23 protein-coding genes are annotated in these 26130 nt (G+C 68.3%); 4 read left to right on the forward strand and 19 right to left on the reverse strand.

Going from position 1 to position 26130, the window contains the following annotated elements; genetic code table 11:
* Positions 1-134 precede the first annotated feature (134 nt).
* From N5C18_RS16440 to nudE, 10 genes are all read right to left on the reverse strand, one after another.
* The gene (locus N5C18_RS16440) at positions 135-257 is read right to left on the reverse strand and encodes a hypothetical protein (protein WP_268243423.1); all 123 of its coding nucleotides are present in this window, start codon (positions 255-257) and stop codon (positions 135-137) included.
* A gap of 71 nt (positions 258-328) precedes the next feature.
* Positions 329-724, reverse strand: coding sequence for a glycine cleavage system protein GcvH (gcvH, locus tag N5C18_RS16445; RefSeq protein ID WP_053450537.1), 396 nt, complete (start codon positions 722-724; stop codon positions 329-331).
* Positions 725-817: 93 nt separating this feature from the next.
* Positions 818-1930, reverse strand: coding sequence for a glycine cleavage system aminomethyltransferase GcvT (gcvT, locus tag N5C18_RS16450; RefSeq protein ID WP_164241739.1), 1113 nt, complete (start codon positions 1928-1930; stop codon positions 818-820).
* An 81-nt stretch (positions 1931-2011) separates the two neighbouring features.
* Positions 2012-2455, reverse strand: coding sequence for an NfeD family protein (locus N5C18_RS16455; RefSeq protein ID WP_164087789.1), 444 nt, complete (start codon positions 2453-2455; stop codon positions 2012-2014).
* A gap of 1 nt (position 2456) precedes the next feature.
* Positions 2457-3416, reverse strand: a complete 960-nt coding sequence (locus N5C18_RS16460) for an SPFH domain-containing protein (RefSeq protein ID WP_008268117.1) — start codon at positions 3414-3416, stop codon at positions 2457-2459.
* Between the two features lie 67 nt (positions 3417-3483).
* Positions 3484-3786: a DUF962 domain-containing protein gene (locus tag N5C18_RS16465; RefSeq protein WP_053511037.1), complete on the reverse strand. Its 303-nt coding sequence runs from the start codon at positions 3784-3786 to the stop codon at positions 3484-3486.
* 179 nt (positions 3787-3965) lie between these two features.
* Positions 3966-4295, reverse strand: a complete 330-nt coding sequence (locus tag N5C18_RS16470; protein WP_053451368.1) for a YnfA family protein — start codon at positions 4293-4295, stop codon at positions 3966-3968.
* Entirely contained in the window at positions 4292-5131 is an 840-nt protein-coding gene (gene mazG, locus N5C18_RS16475; protein ID WP_279945136.1) for a nucleoside triphosphate pyrophosphohydrolase, read from the reverse strand. Before mazG ends, N5C18_RS16470 begins: the two co-directional genes overlap by 4 nt.
* A gap of 13 nt (positions 5132-5144) precedes the next feature.
* Positions 5145-5948 carry a 3'(2'),5'-bisphosphate nucleotidase CysQ gene (cysQ, locus tag N5C18_RS16480; protein ID WP_053450542.1) on the reverse strand — a complete coding sequence of 268 codons (804 nt, stop codon included), beginning with the start codon at positions 5946-5948 and terminating at the stop codon, positions 5145-5147.
* Positions 5945-6508, reverse strand: a complete 564-nt coding sequence (gene nudE, locus N5C18_RS16485) for an ADP compounds hydrolase NudE (RefSeq protein ID WP_006464605.1) — start codon at positions 6506-6508, stop codon at positions 5945-5947. The genes cysQ and nudE overlap by 4 nt, the downstream gene beginning before the upstream one ends.
* Positions 6509-6585: 77 nt before the next feature.
* Between nudE and bioA the strand changes: the two genes are divergently transcribed.
* The gene (gene bioA / locus N5C18_RS16490; RefSeq protein ID WP_279945138.1) at positions 6586-7977 is read left to right on the forward strand and encodes an adenosylmethionine--8-amino-7-oxononanoate transaminase; all 1392 of its coding nucleotides are present in this window, start codon (positions 6586-6588) and stop codon (positions 7975-7977) included.
* The gene (locus N5C18_RS16495) at positions 7968-8705 is read left to right on the forward strand and encodes a 16S rRNA (uracil(1498)-N(3))-methyltransferase (protein WP_279945139.1); all 738 of its coding nucleotides are present in this window, start codon (positions 7968-7970) and stop codon (positions 8703-8705) included. Before bioA ends, N5C18_RS16495 begins: the two co-directional genes overlap by 10 nt.
* Before the next feature lie 108 nt (positions 8706-8813).
* Here the strand turns inward: N5C18_RS16495 and N5C18_RS16500 are convergent, their stop codons facing one another.
* The 7 genes from N5C18_RS16500 to pilG form a co-directional block, all read right to left on the reverse strand.
* Entirely contained in the window at positions 8814-9278 is a 465-nt protein-coding gene (locus tag N5C18_RS16500; protein ID WP_053511044.1) for a chemotaxis protein CheW, read from the reverse strand.
* Positions 9275-10597, reverse strand: coding sequence for a chemotaxis protein CheB (locus N5C18_RS16505; protein ID WP_279945140.1), 1323 nt, complete (start codon positions 10595-10597; stop codon positions 9275-9277). Before N5C18_RS16505 ends, N5C18_RS16500 begins: the two co-directional genes overlap by 4 nt.
* Positions 10584-17144 (reverse strand): Hpt domain-containing protein, encoded by a 6561-nt coding sequence (locus N5C18_RS16510; protein ID WP_279945141.1) that lies wholly within the window; start codon positions 17142-17144, stop codon positions 10584-10586. The genes N5C18_RS16505 and N5C18_RS16510 overlap by 14 nt, the downstream gene beginning before the upstream one ends.
* Positions 17145-17244: 100 nt before the next feature.
* Entirely contained in the window at positions 17245-19281 is a 2037-nt protein-coding gene (locus N5C18_RS16515) for a methyl-accepting chemotaxis protein (RefSeq protein ID WP_008266837.1), read from the reverse strand.
* A 41-nt stretch (positions 19282-19322) separates the two neighbouring features.
* Positions 19323-19853 carry a chemotaxis protein CheW gene (locus N5C18_RS16520; RefSeq protein ID WP_006464979.1) on the reverse strand — a complete coding sequence of 177 codons (531 nt, stop codon included), beginning with the start codon at positions 19851-19853 and terminating at the stop codon, positions 19323-19325.
* Complete coding sequence (locus N5C18_RS16525; RefSeq protein WP_005410717.1) at positions 19853-20215, reverse strand: response regulator; 363 nt, start codon at positions 20213-20215, stop codon at positions 19853-19855. The genes N5C18_RS16520 and N5C18_RS16525 overlap by 1 nt, the downstream gene beginning before the upstream one ends.
* Before the next feature lie 18 nt (positions 20216-20233).
* Complete coding sequence (pilG, locus tag N5C18_RS16530) at positions 20234-20635, reverse strand: twitching motility response regulator PilG (RefSeq protein ID WP_005418455.1); 402 nt, start codon at positions 20633-20635, stop codon at positions 20234-20236.
* A gap of 240 nt (positions 20636-20875) precedes the next feature.
* Here pilG and gshB point away from each other — a divergent pair, with 240 nt between their 5' ends.
* Positions 20876-21823, forward strand: coding sequence for a glutathione synthase (gene gshB / locus N5C18_RS16535; RefSeq protein ID WP_053450547.1), 948 nt, complete (start codon positions 20876-20878; stop codon positions 21821-21823).
* Positions 21823-22707 carry an energy transducer TonB gene (locus N5C18_RS16540; protein WP_053450548.1) on the forward strand — a complete coding sequence of 295 codons (885 nt, stop codon included), beginning with the start codon at positions 21823-21825 and terminating at the stop codon, positions 22705-22707. Before gshB ends, N5C18_RS16540 begins: the two co-directional genes overlap by 1 nt.
* A gap of 583 nt (positions 22708-23290) precedes the next feature.
* Here N5C18_RS16540 and tsaB read toward each other — a convergent pair.
* Together tsaB and N5C18_RS16550 are read right to left on the reverse strand one after the other, a co-directional pair.
* Positions 23291-24004, reverse strand: coding sequence for a tRNA (adenosine(37)-N6)-threonylcarbamoyltransferase complex dimerization subunit type 1 TsaB (tsaB, locus tag N5C18_RS16545; RefSeq protein WP_164088090.1), 714 nt, complete (start codon positions 24002-24004; stop codon positions 23291-23293).
* Positions 24005-24013: 9 nt separating this feature from the next.
* Positions 24014-26059 carry an ATP-dependent DNA helicase gene (locus N5C18_RS16550; protein WP_279945142.1) on the reverse strand — a complete coding sequence of 682 codons (2046 nt, stop codon included), beginning with the start codon at positions 26057-26059 and terminating at the stop codon, positions 24014-24016.
* Positions 26060-26130 lie beyond the last annotated feature (71 nt).

A 26130-nucleotide genomic window follows, 5' to 3' on the forward strand; every position in this document is an offset into this window, starting at 1 on the left:
CAAAAAACACTTGAAATAAGCACTCCGCGCAGATGCATGGATGCGACTCGCAGTGACGGGTGTGCATCGCCAACGGCGGTCGTCGCCAGTGCCAACGCCAGCACAACGGCACCGCAACGGGGGGCGAAAAGTTTTCACATCCGGACGCGCCGACGCAGGGTGGAAACGCGGATTTGCGCAAAACTGCGCACGCCCATCGGCACCGCCCGCAGGTCGGCTGATGCCGCGTCGAGGGTGTGCAGCGAACCCTGCGTCATGAGTCCGGCGCGTTCGCCAAAACAAAAACGGCCACCCGAAGGTGGCCGTGTCCGAACCCGGGAACGACGACTCAGTGGTCTTCGTTTTCCAGGGCTTCGGCGTATGCGTCCGGGTCCAGCAGCTCGTTGAGCTCTTCGGCGTTGGTCAGTTCGACCACGAACATCCAGCCTTCGCCGTAGGCATCTTCGTTGATGGTTTCCGGCTTGTCGGACAGGTCCGAGTTGACCTCGACGACCTTGCCGCTGATCGGGCTGTAGACGTCCGAAGCGGCCTTGACCGATTCGACGACGGCGATCTGCTCGCCGGCCTTGGCGGTCGCGCCGACTTCCGGCAGCTCGACGTACACCAGGTCACCGAGCAGGCCCTGGGCGTGGTCGGAAATACCGACGGTGACGCGGCCGTTGCCTTCGACACGGGCCCACTCATGGGACTTGAGGAACTTGAGGTCGCCGGGGATCTCGCTCATGGGACTGCTCCAGAGATATGCAGGGGTGGAAAAAACGGGGCTAGTGTAACCAACCGGCCGCCACTGCTGTCAGTGACGGCCGGCATGTTCGGATCAGGCGTCGGCAAGCACGCCGGGCTGGGCCTGGCCTTCGCGCACGAAGGGGAACTTGACCACGCGCACCGGCACCTGCCGGCCACGGATATCGACGGTAACCTCGCCGAGTTCGCCGGCCGGCACGCGGGCAAACGCGATGCCCTTGGCCAGGCTTGGCGAGAAGGTGCCGGACAGGATCTCGCCCTGGCCGCTGGCGGTGGTCACCGCCTGGCCGTGGCGCAGCACGCCCTTCTCGTCCATCACCAGGCCGATCATCTGGCGCGCGGTGCCGGCAGCCTTCTGCGCTTCCAGCACGTCGCGGCCGATGAAGTCGCGGCCTTCGTCCAGCGACACGGTCCAGGCCAGTGCCGCTTCATAAGGGCTGATGTCCTCGTCCATGTCCTGGCCGTACAGGTTCATGCCGGCTTCCAGGCGCAGGGTGTCACGCGCACCGAGGCCCGCCGGCTTCACGCCCGCGGCCAGCAGGCGGTTCCAGAACGCGACCACGGCATCCTGCGGCAGCAGGATCTCGAAGCCGTCTTCGCCGGTGTAACCGGTGCGGGCGACGAACAGCTCGACACCATCGTCAGCCTTGACCTGCAGGGCAGCGAAACGTCCGAGCTTGGCCAGCGCGTCGCGGTCGGCGCCGCCGACCAGACCGACCACGATGTCGCGTGCCTGCGGTCCCTGCACGGCGAGGATGGCCAGGTCCGGGCGCTGCTCGACGCTGACGCCGAACGGCGCGGCCTGCTCGCGCAGCCAGGCCAGGTCCTTCTCGCGGGTGGAGGCGTTGACCACCATGCGGAAGAAATCGTCGCCCAGGTAGTAGACGATCAGGTCGTCGATGACGCCGCCGCGCGGATTCAGCATGCACGAGTACAGGGCCTTGCCCGGCACCTTCAGCTTGTCCACCGAGTTGGCCAGCAGGCGGCGCAGGAACGGCTTGACCTGGTCACCGCGAAGGTCGACCACGGTCATGTGGCTGACGTCGAACACACCCGACTCGCGGCGCACCAGATGGTGCTCGTCGAGCTGCGAGCCGTAGTGGATGGGCATGTCCCAACCCCCGAAATCGACCATCTTGGCGCCGAGGGCGCGGTGGGTATCGTTGAGCAGCGTCTTCTGGGTCATGACCGGGTCCGGCAGCAGAGGAAACAAGAATCCCCATTATCCCAGATCGGTCGCCCGCAGGCGTGCCGCAGCGCAGCGGCTCTACAGGGGGCGGTCTGCCGGCTCGACCTGCAGCGTGCTGCCCTGTACCGCCACCACCCGCACCAGGCTGCCGGCCTGCAGTTCCGGGCCGCTGACCTGCCAGTACGCGTCGTCGATGCTGACCCGGCCCTGCCCACCGACGATGCCCTGCTGCAACGGCACCACGCGCCCGACCAGCTGCTCGGCACGGCGGTTGAGCAACGGCGCATCGCTGGGCCGCGCCCTCGTCCTGCCCCAGCGCCGGTAGCACTGGATCGAAACAATGCTCAGCAACACGAACGCCACCACCTGCCACAACAGGGGAATGCCACTGAACACGGCCACCAGCACGAACACGGCCGCCGCACCGATGCCGATCCACAACATGAACGCGCCTGGCGCCAGTGCCTCGGCGGCAAACAGCAGCAATGCCAGTGCGCCCCAGCCTACGACTTCCCAACGCATGTCAGCCCCCGATCGGCGGGGGTCGCTTGCCCGCCGGTGCATTGCCCTGGGACGCCAGCGCCTGCTTGGCCAGCTCGGCCACGCCGGCGATGGAACCGATCACGCCACTGGCTTCCATCGGCATCAGCACCAGCTTCTGGTTCGGCGAACTCGCCAGTTCCTTGAACGCCTCCACGTACTTCTGCGCAACGAAGTAGTTGATCGCCTGCACGTCGCCTTCAGCGATCGCTGCCGACACCACCTTGGTGGCCATGGCCTCGGCCTCGGCCAGGCGTTCGCGCGCCTCGGCATCGCGGAACGCGGCCTCGCGGCGACCTTCGGCTTCCAGCACGGTAGCCTGCTTCTCGCCATCGGCGCGCAGGATCTCCGACTGCCGCGAACCTTCTGCCTCGAGGATCTGCGCGCGCTTCTCACGCTCGGCCTTCATCTGCCGGGCCATCGCATCCAGCAGGTCGCGCGGTGGCTGGATGTCGCGGATCTCGATGCGGTTGACCTTCACGCCCCAGGGGTTGGTGGCATGATCGACCACGCTCAACAGCTGGGCGTTGATCACCTCGCGCTGGCTCAGCGATTCGTCCAGGTCCATCGAACCGATCACGGTACGGATGTTGGTCTGCACCAGGGCGATCATCGCCACTTCCAGATTGGCCACCTCGTAGGCGGCCTTGGCCGCATCCAGTACCTGGAAGAACACCACGCCATCCACGCGAACGGCTGCGTTGTCCTTGGTGATCACTTCCTGGCTGGGTACGTCCAGCACCTGCTCCATCATGTTCACTTTGCGCCCCACCCCGTAGACGATCGGGATCAGGAAGTGCAGGCCAGGGGTCATGGTGTGGGTATAGCGCCCGAAGCGCTCGACGGTCCATTCGTATCCCTGCGGCACCATCCGCACTGCCTTGAACAGGATGACCACGGCCACGAAGGCCAGTACTACGGTAAAGAACATGGTGGGGAACATCGCGCTTTCCTTATCTATGACGTCCAGGCCCCAGCATAGCGCGTGAAGGCGGCATGCACAGCCTGGGCTACCAGGGAACCCGTCGGCGCAGGATGTCCACGAACATCACCCAGTCACCCATGAATGAGTACAGCGGGTGGCGGAAGGTAGCCGGGCGGTTCTTCTCGAAGAAGAAATGGCCGATCCAGGCGAATCCATAACCGCAGGCCAAGGCGGCCAGCAGAAGCACCGGCTGTCCACGCAGGATTGCCGCCGCGAGCAGCAGCAGGACGCCGCAGCTGCCGATGAAGTGCAGCCGGCGCGACACCGGATGGCGGTGCTCGCTGAGGTAGAACGGATAGAACTCGCGGAAGCTGGCGAATCGCGACATACGGATGCTCCGGGGGCCGTGCTCACCGCCATCATGCGCCTTCCCGGGAGGCAAAGCGGCAGTGCATGATCCGGTGGCGCTGCCTTAGCAGCGTCGAGCCATGCTCGACTGGCCCTCACAGATGCAGTCGAGCATGGCTCGACTCTACAGAAGGCCGGAGCAGTCGAGCGCGCTCGACGCTACACAGAGGGCGTGCGCGGCCCGAACATGATCACCGCCATGCCTGCCAGGCACAGGGCTGCGCCGATCAGATCCCAGCGGCTGGGGCGGATGCCGTCGACCAGCCACAGCCAGAACAGCGCGGTGCCGATGTAGACGCCACCGTAAGCGGCATAGACGCGGCCGCTGGCGGTCGGATGCAGGGTCAGCAGCCACGCGAACAGGGCCAGGCTGGCCGCCGCCGGCAGCAGCAACCAGATGCTCCCACCCTTGCGCAGCCACAACCAGGGCAGGTAACAGCCCACGATCTCGGCCAGCGCGGTCAGCAGGAACAGGGCGAGTGTCTTCACGCCTTTTCCGCCGCCTTGGCGCGCTGCCACAAGCCTTCCTGCGCATCCAGGTCCATCGTTGCCAACGTGCTGCCCTGGGCTTCGGCCTGCGCTTCCATCGAACGGAAGCGACGCTCGAACTTGTGATTGGCCCCGCGCAGCGCGGCGCCCAGGTCGATCTCGGCGTGGCGGGCCAGGTTGGCGCAGACGAACAGCAGGTCGCCCAGTTCTTCCTGCAGCCGCACCTTGTTGCCGGCAAGGTCACCGCGCTCGAACTCCTCGCGCAGTTCCTGCAGCTCCTCGGCCGCCTTGTCCAGCACCGGCAGCGGGCCCGGCCAGTCGAAACCGACCTTGGCCGCACGCGACTGCAGCTTCACCGCCCGCTGCCATTCCGGCAGGCCGCGCGAGATGCCGGCCAGCGCGGAGGTATCCTGCTCGCCCTTGGCGGCGCGCTCGGCGCGCTTGATCGCCTCCCAGTTGCGCATCACCCCGTCGGCATCATCGACGCTGACGTCGGCGAACACATGCGGATGGCGACGCTGCATCTTGTCGCTGATCGCGCGGGCGACATCGGCAAAGGCGAAAGCGCCCTGCTCCTCGGCCATGCGCGCATGGAATACCACCTGCAGCAGCAGGTCGCCCAGCTCGTCACAGAGATCGTCGAGGTCGCCACGGTCGATCGCATCGGCGACCTCGTAGGCTTCCTCGATGGTGTACGGCGCGATGGTCGCGAAGTTCTGCTCCAGGTCCCACGGGCAGCCGCCCTGCGGATCGCGCAGGCGCGCCATGATCGACAGCAGGCGCTCCAGCTCGGTGCTGGCTGCGCTGCGCTGGGTGGGGGTGTCATGCGCGCTCATGCGGCCTCCAGGGTCAATCGGACAACCAGTCGCGCCACGGCAGGCTGGTGTCGCCAAGGGCAATGAAATCGCCGTTCAACAGGGTTTCGCGGCGGTTGTAGCGGAAGGGCTTGCCGGTCGCTGCCGACAGTACCGCACCGCCCGCGGCGTGCAGCACGCACTGGCCGGCGGCGGTATCCCATTCGGAGGTCGGGCCGAGCCGCGGGTAGACGTCCAGGCCGCCTTCGGCGATCCGGCAGAACTTCAGCGACGAGCCCTGGGCAATGGTCTCGATGCGGCCCATGCGGGCCAGCAGCGCCTCGGTCTGCGGTGAGCGGTGCGAGCGGCTGGCGGCGACCCGCAGCGGCGCGGTGGCCGGCGTACGCGTGCGCAGCACGGTGTCGTGCAGGCCCTGGCGCCGGTAGGCCAGCTCGCCACGCATGGCATGCCAGACGATGCCGGTGACCGGGGCCAGTACCACGCCGAAGGCGGGCGCGCCCTGGTAGATCAAGGCGATGTTGACGCTGAACTCGCCGTTGCGCTTGACGAACTCGCGGGTGCCGTCCAGCGGGTCGACCAGCCAGTACGCGCCCCAGTGGCGACGCTGCTCCCATGGCACCTGCGCCGATTCCTCGGACAGGACCGGAAGCTCCGGGGTCAGCTGCTGCAGGCCCTGTTCGATCACCTGGTTGGCGGCCAGGTCGGCCGCGGTGACCGGGCTGTTGTCATCCTTGATCCGCACGTCGAAGCCACCGGCATACACCTGCATGATGGCCTGTCCGGCTTCCTGGGCGATGGCGATGGCCGTCTCGCGCAGGTCCGTGGTCAGCTTGATCATCGCGCTCCCTGCAGCCACTGGCGGGCGATGAACAGCGCTGCCAGCGAGCGACCCTCGGAGAAGTCCTCGCGCAGCATCAGCTGGTCCAGCTCGGCCAGCTTCCACGGCACGACCTCCAGCTCTTCCGGTTCATCGCCGGGGAGCTTCTCCGGGTAAAGATCGCGTGCCACCACCAGCCACGACTGATGGCTCATGTAGGTCGGGGCCAGGGTCATCGCGCGCAGCACGTCGACCCGGCGCGCACCGTAGCCGGCCTCTTCCTTCAGCTCGCGGTCGGCCGCCTGCTCGGGGGTCTCGCCGGCGTCGATGCGGCCCTTGACCAGGCCCAGCTCGTAGCGATGCATGCCAGCCGCGTATTCACGTACCAGCAGCACGGTTTCCTCGTCGAGCATCGGCACCACCACCACCGCACCATGACCACGGCTGACCAGGCGCTCGAAGCGGCGGTGCTCGCCGTTGGAGAACTCCAGGTCCAGATGCTGGCGCTGGAAGGGGCCGTTTTCCTCATCGGTGATCCGATGGATGATCGGCAAGCGACGGCCGGCACGGTCATCGTTCATGCGGAATCTCCGCGGCGGCCGGCGTTTGCGCCGGGGCCGATAGAATGTGCAGGCAGCAACATGTTCATGAGCCCGAAATGCTAGCAGACCCAACCCCCTCCCCGCTGGCCCGCCAATGGCGGCAGCGCGACCTGCAGGTGCTGTGGCACCCGTGCACGCAGATGCGCGAGCATCCGCACACCCTGCCGCTGGTGCCGATCGCCCGCGGCGAAGGTGCCTGGCTGATCGACCACGACGGCAATCGCTACCTGGACGCGGTCAGCAGCTGGTGGACCAACCTGTTCGGCCACGCCGAGCCGCGCATCGGCGGCGCCATCGCTGCCCAGGCCGGGCAACTGGAACAGGTGATGCTGGCCGGATTCGGCCACGAGCCGGCCATCATCCTGGCCGAGCGCCTGCTGGCACTGGCGCCGCGCCAACCCGGCCGCGAGCCGCTGGCGAAGGTGTTCTACGCCGACAACGGTTCAGCCGGCGTGGAAGTGGCGCTGAAAATGGCCTTCCAGTACTTCCAGAACCGCGGTGAGTCCCGCCGCACCCGCTTCATCTCACTGGAGAACGGCTACCACGGCGAGACCCTGGGCGCCCTGGCGCTGGGTGACATTCCGCTGTACCGCCGTGTCTACGCGCCGCTGCTGGCCGAAGGCCTGTTAGCGCCCTCGCCCGATGCCTATCTGGCCGAGCCGGGCCAGAGCCCGGCCGACCGTGCGCGGCAGGCCGCCGACGGGCTGGCCACGCTGTTCGACCAGCACCCGGGCGAGATCTGCGCGGTGATCCTGGAGCCACGCCTGCAGTGTGCGGGCGGCATGCGCATGCATGACCCGGCCTACCTGCAGCGCGTGCGCGAACTGTGCGACGCACACGGTGCGTTCATGATTGCCGATGAGATCGCCACGGGCTTCGGCCGCACCGGCACGCTGTTCGCCTGCGAACAGGCCGGGGTGATGCCGGACCTGATGTGCCTGTCCAAGGGCCTGACCGGCGGCTTCCTGCCGCTGGCCGCGGTGCTGGCGACACAGGCGCTGTACGACGCCTTCCTTGATGACTCGCGCGAGCGTGCGTTCCTGCATTCGCACAGCTACACCGGCAACCCGCTGGCCTGCGCGGCCGCCCTGGCAACGCTGGACATCTTCCGCGACGACGATGTGATCGCCCGCAATCGCGGGATTGCTTCGGTGATGGGCACGCTGGCGGCACCGTTTGCCGATCACCCGCATGTGGCCGATGTGCGCCAGGCCGGCATGGTGGTGGCGTTCGAGCTGTCGCGTGGCGGCAACAGGCAGACGCCGTTCGACCCGGGCCTGCGGCTGGGGCTGCACGCCTACAAGGCCGCGCTGAAGCGTGGCGTGGTGCTGCGCCCGCTGGGCGACGTGCTGTACTGGATGCCACCCTACTGCGTGGACGACGAACAACTGGAGCTGCTGGCACATACCACGCTGGCAGCGATTGACGAGGCGATTGCATGCGCGTGACCCGCTGCCCCATCGACCTGGCGCTGCACAGCGGCCAGACCCTGGCCCTGCCGGAAGAGACCGCCAACCATCTGGTGCGGGTGATGCGCCTGCGCGAAGGCGATACCTGCGTGCTGTTCAACGGCGACGGCCATGACTACAGCGCCACCCTCACCGTGGCCGGCAAGCGCGAGGTTCAGGTCCGCATCGACGCAGTGGACAGGGTGGACAACGAATCACCGTTGGCGATCAACCTGCTGCAGGGCATCGCCCGTGGCGAGAAGATGGACCTGATCCTGCAGAAGGCCACCGAACTGGGCGTCGCAGCGATCATTCCGGTCAACGCCGAACGCACCGAGGTGAAGCTCGACGCCGCACGCGCCGAGAAGCGCGTAGCGCACTGGAACAACGTGGTGACCTCGGCGTGCGGCCAGTCGGGGCGTGCGCGCATTCCACCGGTGGGTCCGCCCCTGTCACTGGCGCAGGCTGCGGCGGCATTGCCTGCCAATACGTTGCGGCTGACACTGGACCCGCAGGGCGCGCATCGGCTGTCGACGCTGGACGCCGCACCCGCCGGTGGCATCGTGATCGCCATCGGTCCGGAGGGCGGTTGGTCGCCGCGCGACCGCGACCAGTTGGCGGCGGCCGGGTTCCAGGGATTGCAGCTGGGCCCGCGCATCCTGCGCACGGAAACCGCCGGCCTGGCCGCGATCGCGGCACTGCAGGCACGGCTGGGAGACCTGGGGTAAGGCTCGTTTGCTGGTAGTGCCGGTCGCTGGCCGGCACCCACGGGATCATGCGGTTGCGGGCCAGCGGCCGGCACTACCGGGAATTCAAAATGCCCGGCGGATGCCCGATCAGGCAGCCAGCGAATCCAACGCGGCTTCCAGCGCGTCCAGGTTCGGCAGCAGCGCGCTCTGCTCCCCCAACAGCACGCGCATGTGCACGATCTGCGGCAGGGTTTCCTCGGAGGCGTCAGCCAGCAGGCCGTCACGCGGCACCGAGATCAGCTGCGGGAAGTTCTGTGTCAGAAGCGCGTAGTAGGGACGCTGGGCGTTGCCGGACAGCGCCTTCAGCACCACCACCTTGTTGTGGCCCCCCACGGCCTCCTCGCCGAGTCCGGAAAGCCGCGCGAACGATACCAGTGGCACCTGCCAACCATGCCAGCCGATTTCCCCGACCAGCCAGCGCGGCGCGTCGGCGACCGGCTGCACCGGCACGCGCGACATCATTTCCGCCACCGTAGCGTTGGGCAGCAGCACGCGTTCGCTGCCGGCCTGGATCAGGACGCCGCGGATTTCATCATTGCTGGCGTAGCTCATGGTGCCTCTCCGTTGTCATCCTGCTCGCCCCAGCGCGCGGCGATGGCCTGCGCCAGTTCCTGCGGTTCACCGGCAACCATGCCGGCGGCAACGACAGCGGTGGCCGCCGCCGGGTCATAGCAGCCCTCGCCCACCTGCCCGGCCACCCAGGCCCCGGCAGCGGCGAGGTCCAGCGCCGGCCCGACGTGGGCCAGGTCGGCGCCGCTGAGCAGCACCAGCGCGGTGTATTCGGCCGGCAACGCTGCGATCGAGATACCTGCGGCATCGCTGAGGAAATGCAGGCCGTCACTGGCTGCCTGCACACCGATGTCGTCGGCCAGCACGTGCACTTCCCCGGGTACGGCGCGCTGGCCGGCCTCGGCCAGCTGCACCGGCAACGGCGACACCCGTGCCATCTGCTTGACCAGGTTGCCGTAACGACCGCCATCCAGGCGCATGTGCACCAGCACCGGCACGCTCAATGCAGGCGGCAGCGCACCCAGCAGGCGGCGCAGGGCATCCGGCCCGCCGATACCCGCCAGCACCAGCAGCGAACCGGCGCGCGCGCCGGCCGGTGCCGCAGCATCCAGGTCGACCAGGCTCAGGTGATCGGTATCGAACGAAGGCAACGGCGCTTCCATCGAAGCGCCGCGGGCAGCGGCGGCCGGTGCATCCGCCACGTCATCGACCAGCGACCACGCGGTATGGTCGAAGGACATCGGCGGTGCGGCCACCGGAGGCGATGGCAGGGCCGGTGCCTCCAGCCGTTCGGGCAGCACCGGCTGCAACGCAGCCAATGCCTGTTCCAGGGCAACCGGTTCGTGCAGGTGCGCCGGCGGCGAGTACAGGGTGTCAGCCGGCACACCGTCGGCCCAGCTCAGCGCCTGCTCCAGATGCGGTTGCAGGGCTTCTTCCTGCGGCGCCGGTGCCGGTGCCGGATGGCCCGGCTCCAGCTGCAGGCTGGGTTCTTCCTCGGCGCCGGGCGGCAGCACCTGCTGGTGACCATGCAGCTTGGCCGCCAGATGCCGGCCCCAGCGCTGCGCGTCCCAGCCATCCCGGCGCGCCGCCAGTTCGGCCTCGTCGAATACCAGGGTCAGGCCCGGCGCGGACAGCACGGGCTCAAGGCGCTCCAGCGCATCCTCGATGGCCGCCTCCAGGGCGATCACCACGATCTGCGGACGGGCATCCTGCAGCAGCTGCGGCTCCAGGCCGTTCGGGTCGTCTTCCAGCACCAGCTGCACATCGGCGTGCGACAGTGCCTCGCGCAGGCGCTCACGCGCCGCACCCGGGCGGGCAAGCAGGGCGACGGCCGGGGCCGGATGGGCTTCACTCACGGACACGGGCGATCCCCAGCAGGTCGTACACGTTACGCATCAGGTCCAGTTCCTGGTAAGGCTTGCCCAGGTAGCGCTGGACACCGATCTCGAAGGCGCGCTGGCGGTGCTTGTCGCCGCTGCGCGAGGTGATCATCACGATCGGCACCTCCCTGTAGCGCGGGTCGGCACGCATGGCGGTGGCGAGCTCGTAGCCATCCATGCGCGGCATCTCGATGTCCAGCAGCATCAGGTCGGGCACGCGCTCTTCCAGGCGCTCCAGCGCTTCCACGCCGTCGCGGGCAACGCTGACCTCGAAGTTGTGGCGTTCGAGGATGCGGCCGGTGACCTTGCGCATGGTCAGCGAGTCGTCGACCACCATCACCAGCGGCACCTGGCGCTCCTGGCGCGGTGCGTTGGCCAGTACCGGCAGCGTCGGGTTGGCCAGGAAACGACGCACCAGCGGTGCAACGTCGAGGATCACCACCACGCGGCCATCGCCGGTGATGGTGGCACCGTAGATACCTGGCACCGAAGCAATCTGCAGGCCGACCGGCTTGACCACGATTTCACGGTTGCCCAGCACCTGGTCGATCGCCACGGCGGCACGCAGGTCGCCGGCGCGGACCAGCAGCAGCGGCACCTGGTCCTGGCCGTCGGCACGCGCCGGGGCCTGGCCGACCAGGGTGCCGAGATCGTACAGCGGGTAATCTTCGCCGCTGTAGCGGTAGCTGCTGTCGGCCGCTTCAAAGCGCTCGCGCGACAGGCGGCCGATACCACTGACCGAGGCGACCGGCACCGCGAAGGTGGTTTCGCCGATCTGCACGAACACCGCCTGGGTGACGGCCAGTGTCTGTGGCAGGCGCAGGGTGAATCGCACGCCCTGGCCGCGTACCGACTGGATGTCGACCGAGCCACCGAGCTGGCGCACTTCGTTGCGCACCACGTCCATGCCCACGCCACGGCCCGCCAGCTGGCTGACCTGGTCGGCGGTGGTGAAGCCGGAAGCGAAGATCAGGTTGTCCAGTTCCTGCTCGTTCGGCTGCGCATCGGCGGCCAGCAGGCCCCGGTCGATGGCGCGGCGGCGGATCGCTTCGCGGTCCAGGCCGGCGCCGTCGTCGGCCACTTCCAGCACGATTTCAGAACCTTCGCGGTGCAGGCGGATGGCGATCTCGCCCTCCTCCGGCTTGCCGGCGGCGCGGCGCTGTTCCGGTGCTTCCAGGCCATGGGCCACGGAGTTGCGCAGCATGTGCTCCAGCGGCGCGACCATGCGGTCCAGGACGTTGCGGTCCAGTTCGCCGTGGGTGCCTTCCAGGGTCAGGTGAACCTGCTTGCCGGTGTCCAGGCCCGACTGGCGGACCACCCGGCGCAGGCGCGGCACCAGGCCATCGAACGGCACCATGCGCGCGCGCATCAGGCCATCCTGCAGTTCCGAACTGACGCGCGACTGCTGTTGCAGCAGCGAGTCGTACTGGCGCGACAGGTCGTCGAGCACGCCCTGCAGGCCGCCAAGGTCGGCCGCCGATTCGTTCAGTGCGCGGCTCAGCTGCTGCAGCGTGGAGAAGCGGTCCAGTTCCAACGGATCGAACTTCTGGTCGGCCTGGTCCTGCTCGCGCTGGTAGCGGGCAACGATCTGCGCCTCGGTTTCCAGATCGAGGCGGCGCAGCTGGTCGCGCAGTCGCGCATTGGTGCGCTCCAGTTCGCCCATGGCGCCGCGGAAGGCACCGAGCTGCTGTTCAAGCCGCGAACGGTAGATCGCCACTTCACCGGCGTGGTTGACCAGGCGGTCGAGCAGATCGGCACGCACACGCACCTGTTCCTGCTGCGGTCGCGCCAGCGGGTCTTCTTCGACCATGCCTTCGATCGGCAGCGGTGCCGACAACGGAGCGTCGACCACGGCGGTCGACGGGCTGTCGGCCGGCGCGGGTACGCTCTGGCCCACGCTGACCGCGTGGACGGCCGCGGCGGCGGCGATATCGGTGGTGGTGCGGACGTCGAAGGCGTCGACCAGGTCCTGCGCCGGCTCGACCACGCGATGGGCACCGGTACGGGTGAGCAGCTGGTGCAGGCGATCGAAGCCACGTTCCAGCAGCTGCACGTCACGGCGCTCGATCTCGGTGCGGCCGGCGGCCACCGCTTCCAGCAACGATTCGATGCTGTGGCCAAGGTCGCCGATGGCATTGATGCCGGCCATGCGTGCGCCACCCTTCAGGGTATGCAGGTCGCGCTGCAGGCCGGCCAGCACCTCGCGGTCCTGCGGCGCATCGCGCAGTTCGCTGATCAGGCCATCGCAATGATCCAGCAGGTCCTTGCCTTCCTCGACGAAGATGTCGACCAGCTCGCGGTCATACACGCTGAAGTCGAGTGCCTCGGCGCTGTCCGTGCCTTCTTCCCCAACAACCGCTTCAACATGGACCGGTGCGCTGGGCACGAGGTCGATCTCGACCGGCTCGACGTCGGCAGGCACGGTGGCCTGGCCCGGTGCTTCTTCGAGTTCGAAGAAGCGCACCGGCGCGGCGACATCCACCGCGGGGTGCCCATCCACCGTCGCCGGGGACGGCTGGTCGGCGCTCTCTCCTTCACCGACCGCCGCCTCCCCGCCGACGTCCGCATCCTCGGCAAAGGCATCCGCCTCGCCTGGCGCGAGTTCGCTGGCCTGGAGGCCGAGCACGGGCCACTGCCCGTCGTCGTCCAGGGTCTGCTCTTCGTCGATCACGTGCAGGCCGGCCTCGAGCGCGGCTGCCAGTGTGACCGGTTCTGCAAAACCCGGCGCAGCCATTTCATCCTGCAGGCTCGACAGCCCGCTGTCGAGTGGCAGTGCAGCAGCTTCGTCGATGAAGCGGTCTTCGCTGTCCAGTCCGTTGGCGGACGACTGCGTATTCAGGTCGATTGCGACAACTTCTGCGACCACAGGCAGTTCATCGGCGTCGCGGTCATCCACCGGCAGCGCGCTGGCGTCGAGGTATGGCGACAGATCGTCTGCAGCGGTCAGGTCGGCTTCGGCGTCCGGCGTCGGTGCGGCGTCCGCTTCGGCCACTGCTGCAAGCGGCGCATGCTCGACCGGCTGGATCGATTCAATCGACCCGATATCCACACTGGCTGCGTCGCCCTCAGCCGGCACCGCCGGCCATCCGGCATCGAAGTAGCGCGACAGATCATCGCTGCCGGTCAACTCGGCGGTCTCCAGGCCCGCGCCGATCGCGTCCGTGCTCTCCGCTGTCTGCACTTCGGCAGCACGCGGTTCCAGCTCCGGCTCGTCAGCCTCGGCTGCGGCAGCATCCGCTACCTCGGCAGCCTGCGTATCGGCTGCGGCCTCAGACGCTGCTTCGGCCTCCAGCGCCAGATCGTCGTCTTCGTCTTCCAGCCCGACCATCGGCCAGCGCGCTTCCGGCAGTTCGCCGGCCAGCGCCTGCAGGCGCTGCACCAGTGCTTCCTGCGGTGCAATCCGCGGCTGCTCGGCCTGCAAGGCTTCCATGGTCGCGGTGATCGCCTGCGCGGTCGCGTCCAGCGCGGCCACGCCTTCGTCACCCGGCACCACATCGGCGGCCAGTGCACGCTTGATGTAGGACTCGGCGCCGCCGGTGACGGCGGTGATTTCCGGCACTTCGGTCATCGCGAAGGCGCCATTCATGGTGTGCACCGCGCGCAGCAGCGCGTCGCTGACTGGCTGCGGTGCCTGCTGCGCCGAACGCAGCCAGCCCTGCAGGGTCGCCTGGTGCACTTCCACTTCGGCTTCGAGGATCTCGCGCAGCACGCTGTCGATGTTGGCGGGCGTGCCCACAGCCTCGGGTGCCGCCTCAGCGTCGGTGTGTACCGATGCAATCGCTTCGGCTTCGAGAATGCGGCTGATCTCGTCCTCGCCTTCGGCCTCGGTCTCGAGCACGGGTGCCACCGGTGCAGCTGCAACCGGCAGCGGCACGTAGTAGGTCTCTTCACCGGCGCCGACACGATCGGCAATGGCCTGCATGGCCTGCAGGTCCACACTGATGCGCTGGCCGTGGCGCAGCGCGGCGTTCAGCTGCGGCAGCGCGGCATGCGCGTTGTCGACCATGGCCAGCACCGCCGGCGAGGCCGCGCGGCTGCCATCGAGCACGCGGTTGAGCATGCCCTCGATCTTCCACGCGAACTCGCCCAGGGTGCGTGCACCGACCAGGCGGCCACTGCCCTTGAGGGTGTGGAAGATGCGGCGGATCGGCCGCAGCCGGTCCATGTTGTCCGGCTGCATGCGCCATGCCGGCAGCAAGGTGCCGAGATTGGCCAGTTCGTCGTCGAACTCTTCCAGGAACACCTCGCGGATGTCCTCGTCGATGTTCTCGGCGTCATCGTCGAAGCCTGCTTCGAAGCCGGCCTCGGCATCCGTCGCAACGGACGCTTCGGCAACGGTCGGTGCAGCCACGGCCTGCGGATTGAAGTCTGCGGCGGCCGCGCTCAGCTCGGCGAAGAACTGCGCGTCGGCTTCGCTGAAATCGATTGGTGCGATGGTGTCGATGTCGATCACCGAGACCGCGGGTGCATCCACAGGCGCGGCGTCCAGTCCGGCAACCGCCGGAGCCTCGTCCGCCACCGTTGCCGGGCTGGCGTCGACGACTTCCAGCGACGGGTGCAGCCCGGCATCGTCGTCCAGCGACAGCGTCTCCATCGCATGCAGCGACAGCACATCATCGGCGTTGTCCAACGCGTCGGCGTCGAAGCGGAACACCACGTCGTCGTGCGCCGCCACAGCGTCGTGCTCGGCGGCCACCGGATCGAACACCGGCGCGGCATACGCATCGGCGTCGATTCCTGCCGTCGCGTCTGCGTCCTCGTCGGCGTCGACAGCGACCGCATCCGCCCGTGCCGACGGCACGGCCTCCGAAAGCGTCCACTGTGCCGCAGCGCCCTGCCCTGCATCGTCCTGTTCGAAGCTGACCGGATCAAAGCTGGCAAAGGTCGGGCTGCGCTCATCATCGGCAGATGCGAGCGGGTCGGCATCCGGATGGAACGGCGCAAGATCCCATTGCGGGACGTCGGGTGCGGGCGCACTGGAAGCGGCAAAGACCAGCGGTGCCTCCGCGTCGTCCTGCAACGACAGCGGCGCGGTAGCGGCGTCGATCGCGGCGGAGCCCAGCGCACCGAACATCAGGCGGTTGTCGACAACCTCTGGCGCGGGTGCGACCGGTGACGGATCGAAAGTGAAGTCCGGCAGCGGCACCGGCACGGTGCCTGCCGCAGGCGCGGCCGGCTGCACCGGAATCTCGATGCGCTCCGGCTGCAGGGCCTCGGCCTGCAGCGCAACCGGCTCACGTTCGACCGGCTGTGCCGCGAACGGTGCCGGCTCGACCGCGTTGCGGTCCGGCAGCGGCCAGTAGCGCAGCGCCTCGAGGCTGCTGCGGGTGATGTCGAGGATGTCCTCACGACCCGGACGACGGTCGCGCAGGGCTTCCAAGTAGTACTCCAGGCTGGCCATGGCGTCGGCCAGGGTGTCCAGCTGACGACCGCTGGGCACGCGCTGGCGCCCGATCAACTCGGCCTCGATGTACTGCTGCACACCGCGCAGGTAGTCGGCCGCCGTGCCCAGGTCGAGCATGCGCAGTGCGCCGGCCACATCGCCCAGCAGGCGCGGCACGTCCTGCAGCTCGGCATGGTTCCAGCTGGTTTCGATGAAGGCGACGAAGTGTTCGCGCGCCGCCGCGAAGTTGGCGATCGCTTCGTGCGCCAGCACTTCCACCGTGCGCCGGTTCTCGACCGCGCTCGGGTCGTCCTCGCCACTGCCGCCGGCGCCCAGATGGGCCACCTGGTCGTCCAGCGAGGCGTCCACGTAGAGCAGCGCGCCGGCAATATCCAGCAGCAGGTTCTCGTCGATCTGCTGGCGGCCCTCGACCACGCCGCGCAACGCGTCGCGCTGCTGCACGACCACGCCACGGGCCACGCCCAGGCCCATCATGCCCAGGGTATCGGCCACCGCGCCCAGTTCGTTGGCCTGGGTCTGCAGCTGCTCCGGTGCACCGCCGGTACGCAGGTGCAGATCCAGCGCATCCTTGATGCGCAGCAGTTCTTCCTTCACCGCGCTGCCGACGGTATCCAGCAGTTCGCGGTTGCGTCCGCTCAGGCTGCCACGGGCATGATCCAGCTCGGCCTCGGTGGCGGTGACGCTGTCCGGTGCGAACGCCAGCAGCACGCTATCGTGCACGCCGTCCTCGCCACGCGCCGCGCGGATCTCGTTGAGCAGCGGCATCAGCACGATCGGAATATCGCGGTGGCCGTTCTGCAGGCGTTCCAGGTAATCGGGCAGCAGCACGCTGCCGCGCATCAGCGTCGCGCAGGCTTCGTCACGATCAGCGACGCGGCCCGCACCAATGGCATTGGCCAGCTGTTCAAGCTCTTCGGCCACCATTGCCGGGGCGTACAGCTCGACCATGCGCAGGGTGCCCTGCACCTGGTGCAGGAAGCCGGCGCAGATGCGCATGCGGCTGGCATCGCCGGGGTCTTCCGCGTAGTACTCGACCTCGTTGCGCACCTGGCGCAGGGTCTCGTCCAGCTCGGGCTTGACCCAGCCCAGCGCCGCGTGGCTCATCGCATCGCGCAGACTGCTCATGGACGCGCTCCGGTCGCCACCGCGCGAAGGCCGCGCGGATTCTGGCGTGGGAAATGGAAATGCTTCATCGAGGGGTTCCTTGCTCGCCGCCCTGCCCGCGTCACGCCGGCAGCTTGAAGTCGGCGACCGAACGACGCAGGTCGGCCGCCAGCTGCGCCAGGTGGCCGATCGATTCGGCGGTCTGCCCGGCACCCTGCGAGGTCTGGCCGGTGATCTGCCGGATCACGCCCATGGTGCGGGTGATGTCCGAGGCCGCCGCGGACTGCTGCTGGGCAGCGATGGAGATGTTCTTGATGAGGGTGTTCAGTGCATTGGACACGCGCTCGATCTCGGTCAGCGCTGTGCCCGCATCCTCGGCCAGGCGCGCACCGGACACCACTTCGGCGGTGGTCTGCTCCATCGAGGTGACCGCTTCGTTGGTGTCGGCCTGAATCGCCTGCACCAGGTTTTCGATGCGTCGGGTCGCACCCGAGGTACGTTCTGCCAGGCGCTGCACTTCGTCGGCCACGACCGCGAAACCGCGACCGGCCTCGCCCGCCGAGGCGGCCTGCACGGCGGCGTTCAACGCCAGGATGTTGGTCTGCTCGGAAATGTCGTTGATCAGTTCCACGATCGAGCCGATTTCCTGCGACGACTCGCCCAGGCGCTTGATGCGCTTGGAGGTTTCCTGGATCTGGTCGCGGATCTGGTCCATGCCCTGGATGGTCTCGCGCACCACGCCGGCACCCTCGGCGGCGATCACCACCGAGCGCTGTGCCACGTCGGCCGATTCGGCCGAGTTGCGCGACACCTGCTCGATGCTCGCCGCGATTTCGCCGATGCGGTCCGAGGCCGAGGTGATCTGGTTGGCCTGGTGGCCCGCCGCCTCTGCCAGCTGCATGGCGGTCGCCTGGGTTTCCTGGGTGGACAGCGCGACCTTGGCCGAGGTGTCGTTGATGGTGGTCACCAGGTGGCGCAGTTCGTCGACCGCGTAATTGATTGCGTCGGCGATGGCGCCGGTCATGTCCTCGGTCACCGAGGCCTTCACCGTCAGGTCACCCTCGCCGAGCGAGGAGATTTCATCCAGCAGCCGCATGATCGCCTGCTGGTTGCGGCTGTTGAACTCCACCTGGGTCTGGTAGCGCAGTTCCTGCTCGCGCGAACGGCTGCGCACGTTGGTGGAAACGAAGCCGATGATCGCGATCAGCGACAGCGCGCCGGACACCACGCCGATCCAGAAATTCGGGAACAGGCGGGTATCGGACACCGAGCCGAACGAGGAGAACGCTTCGAACAGCTTGCGGCTGTCATCCAGCATGTGCGCCGAACCCTGGCCCAGCGCGGTGGCGGCCGACTGCGCGGCGAACAGCTGGCGCGAGCTGGCCAGGATCGCGTCGGCGTCCTGCTTCATCGCCTCCCACTTCTGCTGCGATTGTTCCAGCGCGGCGATGGCGGCGGCACCGCGTACGGCGGTGATGCCCAGTTCGTCGTTGCCGTTGCGCAGGCCGTCGAGCACCTGCGAGAACACGGTGATGTCGCGGGCCAGCGCGTCACCGGCGGTGGCCGCGGCGCTGCCACCGGCCCGCATTTCAGTCACGCGGCGGGCCATCGAGCCGGCCACCACCACCTGCTGCAGCGCGCTGTACACCTGCGCCGAGGGAGCGCCGGAGGCGGACATCGCGCGCACCAGCTCGTTCAGCTGGGCCTGCAGGCCCGGCACCGCGCCGGTGAAGTTGTTGGCGTTGCCGGCCAGGGCCAGCACCGCCGGCTCGCTGGCAACCAGCTGCCCGGCCTGCTTGCCCAGCGGCGCCCAGGTCTCGCCCAGCGTGGCAATGGCACCGGACACGCCCGGCTCCTTGCCGTAGCGCCCCTGCAGGGTCGACACGTTCTGCTCGATCGCGTTGCGGGTCGCCTTGAAGGCGGTGAACGCCTGCGCGTTGCCGCCGACGGCGTCACGGCCCTGGTTGGCCAGCTGCTGTGACAGCACCTGCAGGTCGGCAGCCTTGGAACCGGCGTCCGCCAGGCGGCTGCCCTGCCAGGTGGCGACGCCGGTGTTGACGCCGAACAGGATCATCGATGCCAGCAGCAGGAACAGCCAGAGGTTGCTGCCGCCCAGCCGCAGCTTGCCGGATTTGGTGGCGTCCGAAGCAGTACTCATCGTTCAACCTCGATCTTCAATGCAGGGGGCGATGCCCGGCCTCAGGCCGCGGCTTGCCGGAATTCAGGGGTGCGCGACAGCAGCGAGAGCGAGAACACGCCCCAGTCGTGGCCGTCGGCATGGAAGGCGCGGTCGACGAAATGGCCGTAGCGCCCTTCGGCCAGCGTGCCGGCCGCGATCTGCTGGTCCAGTTCGAAGCTGCGCTGGCCGAACAGTTCATCGATGGTCAGCGCGACGTCGCCACCGGCCTGGCGCATGATCAGCACGCGCTGGCCTTCCTGCTGCACGGTACGCGTGCCTTCCAGGAAGTACTTCAGGTCGACCACCGGAAACAGGTTGCCGCGCAGGTTGCCCACGCCCAGCAGCCACGGCTGTGCACACGGCACCGGGGTCACTGGCGGCATCGGCACGATTTCCACCACTTCGCGGAAATCGGATACCAGCCGGCGCTGGCCGACGCGGTAACCGACGCCACGCCACAGGTCCAGGGCGAACTGCCGTTCTGGCAGCTGCACCGCATGGGCCAGGCTGCGCCGTTCGTAGGCCTCGAGGATGTCGAAGGGCGAGCGCATCAGGCCACCAGTTCGTTGATCCGCGCGATCAGTTCATCCTCGCGCGGCGGCTTGACGATGTAGTCGGCCGCGCCCTGGCGCAGGCCCCATGCCTTGTCGGTTTCCATCGCCTTGGTACTGACGATGATCACCGGGATATGCTTGATCGCCGCGTCGCGGGCCATGGCCCGGGTCGCCTGGAAGCCACTCATGCCGGGCAGCACCACGTCCATCAGCACCAGCTGCGGCACCTGGTCGCGGACCAGCTGCAGTCCATCCTCGGCGTTGTCCGCTTCCAGCACTTCATGGCCGGCACGGCGCAGCCACTGGGTGAACACCGCGCGGTCGGTCGGTGAATCCTCGATCAGAACGATACGAGCCATTGTGCCTTTCCCCCCTGGTCAGGCGTTGACGTATGTGCGGATGGCACCCAGCAGTTCTTCACGCGTGAAAGGCTTGGTCAGGTACTGCTCCGAGCCGACGATGCGTCCCCGCGCCTTGTCGAACAGGCCGTCCTTGGACGACAGCATGATCACCGGGGTCGCCTTGAACAGCTGGTTGCCCTTGATCAGCGCACACGTCTGGTACCCGTCCAGGCGCGGCATCATGATGTCGACGAAGATGATCTGCGGTTGCTGGTCTGCGATCTTGGCAAGCGCTTCGAAGCCGTCGGTGGCGGTGACCACCTCGCAGCCTTCGCGCTTGAGCAGCGTTTCCGCAGTCCTGCGGATGGTCTTCGAATCATCGATGACCATCACCCGGAGTCCTGCGAGTTCCCCGCCCGCAGTCGTGTTTTCAGTCATTGCCTATCCCCAAGCGCACGGCCCGTTCTCTGGCGGGGGCCGCTACGAAAGCGTATCTATATCGCACTTTCCGCGCCCGCTTCAAGGCCGGCCCACCGCGCAGGGGGTGGCGGCCGGCTGAACGTGACGGGGTTCGCAATGATTGCGCTGCCGCCGGGCGGACGCTGCGTTGCAGTGCGGCAGGGAGGCGCGCGGCCGGCGTTGCCGCTACCATCAACGCCTTGCCTGACAGGTGCGCCCATGCCGTTGAACGTCATCGTGGTGATGGACCCCATCGCCCACATCAAGATCGCCAAGGACACCACTTTCGCCATGCTGCTGGAAGCCCAGCGCCGCGGCCATGCCCTGCACTACGTGCGCCCGGGCGGCCTGGCCCTGGAAGGGGGTGTGGCGGTGGCCCAGACCGCGCCGCTGCAGGTGCGCGACGACCCGTCCGGCTGGTACGAGCTGGGCACGTTCAGCCGTACCGAGTTCGGCCCCGGCCAGATCGTACTGATGCGCAAGGACCCGCCGGTCGACGCCGAGTACATCTACGACACCCAGGTGCTGGACGTGGCGGCTGCCGCCGGCGCCTGCGTGGTCAACAACCCGCAGGGCCTGCGCGACTACAACGAGAAGCTGGCCGCCCTGCTGTTCCCGCAGTGCTGCCCGCCGACCCTGGTCAGCCGAGACGCCAAGGCGCTGAAAGCGTTCGCGCTGGAACACGGCCAGGCCGTGCTGAAGCCGCTGGACGGCATGGGCGGCCGCTCGATCTTCCGCAGCGGCCAGGGCGATCCGAACCTGAACGTGATTTTGGAAACGCTGACCGACGGCGGCCGCAAGCTGGCGCTGGCCCAGAAGTTCATTCCCGACATCACGGCCGGCGACAAGCGCATCCTGCTGGTCGACGGCGAGCCGGTCGACTACTGCCTGGCACGCATTCCGCAGGGCGACGAGTTCCGCGGCAACCTGGCCGCCGGCGGCCGTGGCGAAGGCCGTCCGCTGAGCGAGCGCGACCGCTGGATCGCCGCCCAGGTCGGCCCGGAGATGAAGCGCCGTGGCATGCGCTTCGTCGGCCTGGACGTGATTGGCGATTACCTGACCGAAGTCAACGTGACCAGCCCGACCTGCGTGCGCGAGCTGGATGCCCAGTACGGCCTGAACATTGCCGGCACCCTGTTCGACGCGCTCGAGGCCGGCCTGCGCTGATGGCTGCCGCACCTGCCGTGCTGCCCCCGCCACCGCGCGAAGCGCAGCGGCTGGGAGCGACCATCGCGCTGTCGGTCGTGGTGCACGCCCTGCTGATCCTGGGCGTGGGCTTTGCGGTGAAGGGCGATGCGCCATTGGTGCCGACGCTGGAGGTGATCTTCAGCCAGACCCGCACCGCGCTGACCCCGAAGCAGGCCGACTTCCTTGCCGCGGCCAGCCAGGAAGGCGGTGGTGAGCACGACCGTGCGCAGCGCCCGCGCGACAACCAGGCCGGCATCGTGCCGCAGGCCCAGGCCGGGGTGAGCCCGGTGCCGCAGCAGCAACAATCGGCCGCGCCGGCTCCGCCGCCGCAGGCACGCGTGGTCAGCAGCCGCAATGGCCAGGACACGGTGGCGCAGGCGCAGGCGCGGCCCACGCCGGAGCAGCCCGAACCGGATGCGCCGCTGAGCGCACGTGAGCAGCGCGACGTGGAAATGGCGCGACTGGCGGCCGAGGTGCACCTGCGTTCGGCGCAGTACGCCAAGCGCCCGAACCGCAAGTTCGTGTCGGCCAGCACGCGGGAATATGCCTATGCCAATTACCTGCGTGCGTGGGTCGACCGTGCCGAGCGGGTGGGCAACCTGAACTATCCGGACGAGGCCCGGCAGCGCCGCCTCGGTGGCCAGGTGGTGATCAGCGTGGGCGTGCGCCGCGATGGCAGCGTGGAGAGCAGCCGGATCCTGCGTTCGAGCGGCACGCCCTTGCTGGATGAGGCGGCGCTGCGGGTGGTGAAGCTGGCGCAGCCGTTCCCGCCGTTGCCGAAGACAGACGATGCGATCGACATCCTGCAGGTCACCCGCACGTGGGTATTCCTGCCCGGTGGCACCCTGCACGACGATCGATAGGGTTTTGCTGCCCGGGCCTGCGGCCCGGGACCCGCTGCGAAGCAAAGTCAACGTCAACGTCAACGTCAACAGCAGCGGTCGGGATGTTGGGCTTGGCGGGGCGGTGTGGGCTTGCAGGACACGCCGTGAACCCCCCTCCGGGGTCCGGCCCAGCCGCTGGCGGCTGGGCGTTCGGGCGCTTGCGAAGCAGTGCTTCGCAAGCAAAGCGCCCTCACCCATGGGGGCTCGATGGCGCCATCCATGGCGCCAACGGTCCTGCAAGCCCACACCGCCCCACCTCCGACAGATCGCGGCGCCTCATCGCTGTTGGTGGGTGTCGACCTTGGTCGACACACATCCACGCCACGCGTGGATGCGAGCGAAGCGATCGGCTTTTGATTTTGATTTTCTTTTTTGATTTTCCGTGGCGGACGCACACGGAAACTGTCAAAGGCTGGGCGGGGTGGGTTCGCGGGGGTATCCGCGCCATGGATGGCGCGGCTAAGCCCCCAGGGACGGGTTCACGGCGTCCCCCGCGAACCCACCCCGCCCGGCCAAGCGCGGCTTTTGATTTACGCGATCAACCAACCCCGCCACGAGGGGCTCAGCCGTTGGCCTTCGCCTTCGCCTCGCGCGCGGCCTGCTGCTCGACCAGGGTCAGCGCCACGTTGTCGCGCAGGTACGCCGGTTCGACCTTCTCCGGTGCAATGGCCTCACCGCGCGCGAAGGCCGGTACCGCCAGCGCCAGCACATCCGACGCACGCGGTAGTGCAGTGGCATCAAAACCGCGCAGGCCCGCCCCCAGTTGTGCCACCAGAGCGCCTTCGGTCGCGCCGAACCCGGTACCGACGCCGTAGGCCGACAGCCCTTCCGGCAACGCCACCGCAGCCGGTGCGCACACGCGCTCGGCATCGCATGCAACCGGCAGGCCGTCCACGCGTTCGAAGCGTGCGACATACAGTTCGCCCATCCGCGCATCGATCGCCGACAGGATCTGCGTTTCTTCTGCCGGCGCCCGCAGCGCCAGCACCTGCAGCGTCGACACCGGCAGCAGCGGGCGGTCCAGCGCCAGCGCGATGCCCTGGGCAATGGCGATGGCCAGGCGCACGCCAGTGAACGCACCGGGGCCGCGGCTGAGCGCGATGCCATCCAGCTGGCGGCGGCTGATGCCGGCTTCGGCCAGCAGCGCCTCCGCCCACGGCAGGCTCAGCTCGGCATGCCGGCGCGGGGCGATCTCGAAACGTTCCAGCACCTGCCCATCGACATGCAGGGCAACGGAACAGGCTTCGGTGGCGGTTTCAAAGGCGAGCAGTTTCATCGGATCAGGTCAGAACAGGGGGAACGTGGCGCCGGGCGCCAGATCCGGGCCCGCCGCAGCGGTGGCCGGAACGGCATCATCGGCCACGGGTGCCCATTGTGGCGTAAAGAAGGCCTGCACATCGGCCAGGCTGCGGGTACGGCGGAACGGCGGCAGCGAATCGAGGAAGACCCGGCCATAGCCGCGATTAAGCAGGCGCGGGTCGCACAGCACCAGCACCCCGCGGTCGCTCTCGCTGCGGATCAGGCGGCCGACACCCTGCTTCAACGCGATCACCGCCTGCGGCAGCTGCTCGTCGCGGAACGGGTTGCCGCCCTGGCTGCGGATCGCCTCCAGCCGTGCCTCGTACACCGGGTCGTCCGGAGCGGCGAAGGGCAGCTTGTCGATCATCACCACGCTCAACGCTTCGCCGACCACGTCCACGCCCTCGCGGAAACTGGCCGAGCCGAGCAGCACGCCATTGCCCGATTCGCGGAAGCGCTGCAGCAGGGTCGCGCGCGGTGCCTCGCCCTGCACGAACAACGGCCACGGCCCGTCGCGCAGTGCCTCGGCGGCTTCGCGCAGGGCGCGATGCGACGCGAACAGCAGGAATGCCCTGCCCTGCGACGCCTGCAGCACCGGCCGCAGGGTCTGGATCAACGCGGTGCCGAAGCCACGCGCGGCCGGATCGGGCAGGCCTTCGGGCAGGTAGCACAGCGCCTGCTCGGGCCAGTTGAACGGACTCGGCTGGACCAGGGTATGCGGATCGTCCAGGCCCAGTCGCGTGGCAATGTGATCAAAGCCACCGCCTACGGTCAGCGTAGCGGAGGTGAAGATCCATGCTGCCCGGCTGCGTTCACGGTGCTCACGCAGCGGCCCGGACACATCCATGGGCGTGCGCTGGCAGCGGAAACCACGCGAGGTGAGCTCGTACCAGAGCACATCGGCCGCACCCGCCACGTCCGCAGGGTCGGTGTCGAAATCCAGGCTGGGCTCGTCATCGCCCAGCCAGCGGCTGAGCCGAGAGACCGCTTCGCGCGCCCGCGCATGGCAGGCATCCAGGCCAGCGGCGGCTTCGCGCAGCGGTTGCAGTGCCTGCTCCAGCGTCATCAGCCCCGCCATCACCGTATCGAAGCCGTCGCGCACCTGTGGCATTGCCAGTGCGCGCCACTGCGTGCCGCGCGATGGCAGGCCATCCATCGCTGCACGCAACGCCAGCAGCGCCTGCTGCAACTGGTCGACCGGTTCCTGCAAGGCCGACTGCGCACCGCCCACGCCACGCGCTTCGGCCAGGCAGTCGCGGCCCAGTTCCTGCCACGGGCGCATGCCGAACCCCTCGCCGAAGAACTGCGCGGCCAACTCGGGCAACTGATGCGCCTCATCGATGACGAACGCCTGCGCCCCCGGCAGCAGTTCGCCGAAGCCATCCTGCTTCAATGCCAGGTCCGCCAGCAGCAGGTGATGGTTGACCACCACCACATCGGCCGCCTGCGCACGTTGCCGCGCACGCACCACGAAGCAGTCGTCCCAGAACGGGCAGTCGGTGCCCAGGCAGTTGTCGACGGTGGAGGTGACCATCGGCAGCAGTGGTGAGTCGTCGGCCAGCCCGTCGAGCTCGGCGATGTCACCGAACTCGGAACGACCGGACCAGGCCAGGATGCGCTGGAACTGCGCCGCCTGCTCGGGGCTGGAAAACCGCGGCTCACCACGCGCCTGCTGCAGGCGATAACGGCACAGGTAGTTCGCACGCCCCTTCAGCAGCGCGCTGCGCAGGCCGACGCCGAGCGCCTGGCGCACGCGTGGCAGATCGCGGTGGTAGAGCTGGTCCTGCAGCGCGCGGGTACCGGTGGAGATGATGGTACGCAGCCCGGACAGCAGCACCGGCACCAGGTAGGCGAAGGTCTTGCCGGTACCAGTACCGGCCTCGGCCAGCAGCAGATCGCGCTGCTGCAACGCATCGGCGATGGCTTCGGTCAGGCGCAACTGCGCCGGACGCGGGACGAAGGCGTCCAGGTGCGAGGCGAGCGCGCCGCCGTCGCTGAGGGCTTCGCGGCTGGCATGGACAAGATCGGACATCAGACGGAAAGGATACCCGGCCGGGCGCTGCCCGGCACCCGTTTCAAGCCAGAGCACAAGCAGCGGCAACG

Origin of the sequence: Stenotrophomonas sp. GD03930, assembly GCF_029839665.1 — a bacterium.
Lineage (GTDB): Bacteria > Pseudomonadota > Gammaproteobacteria > Xanthomonadales > Xanthomonadaceae > Stenotrophomonas > Stenotrophomonas forensis.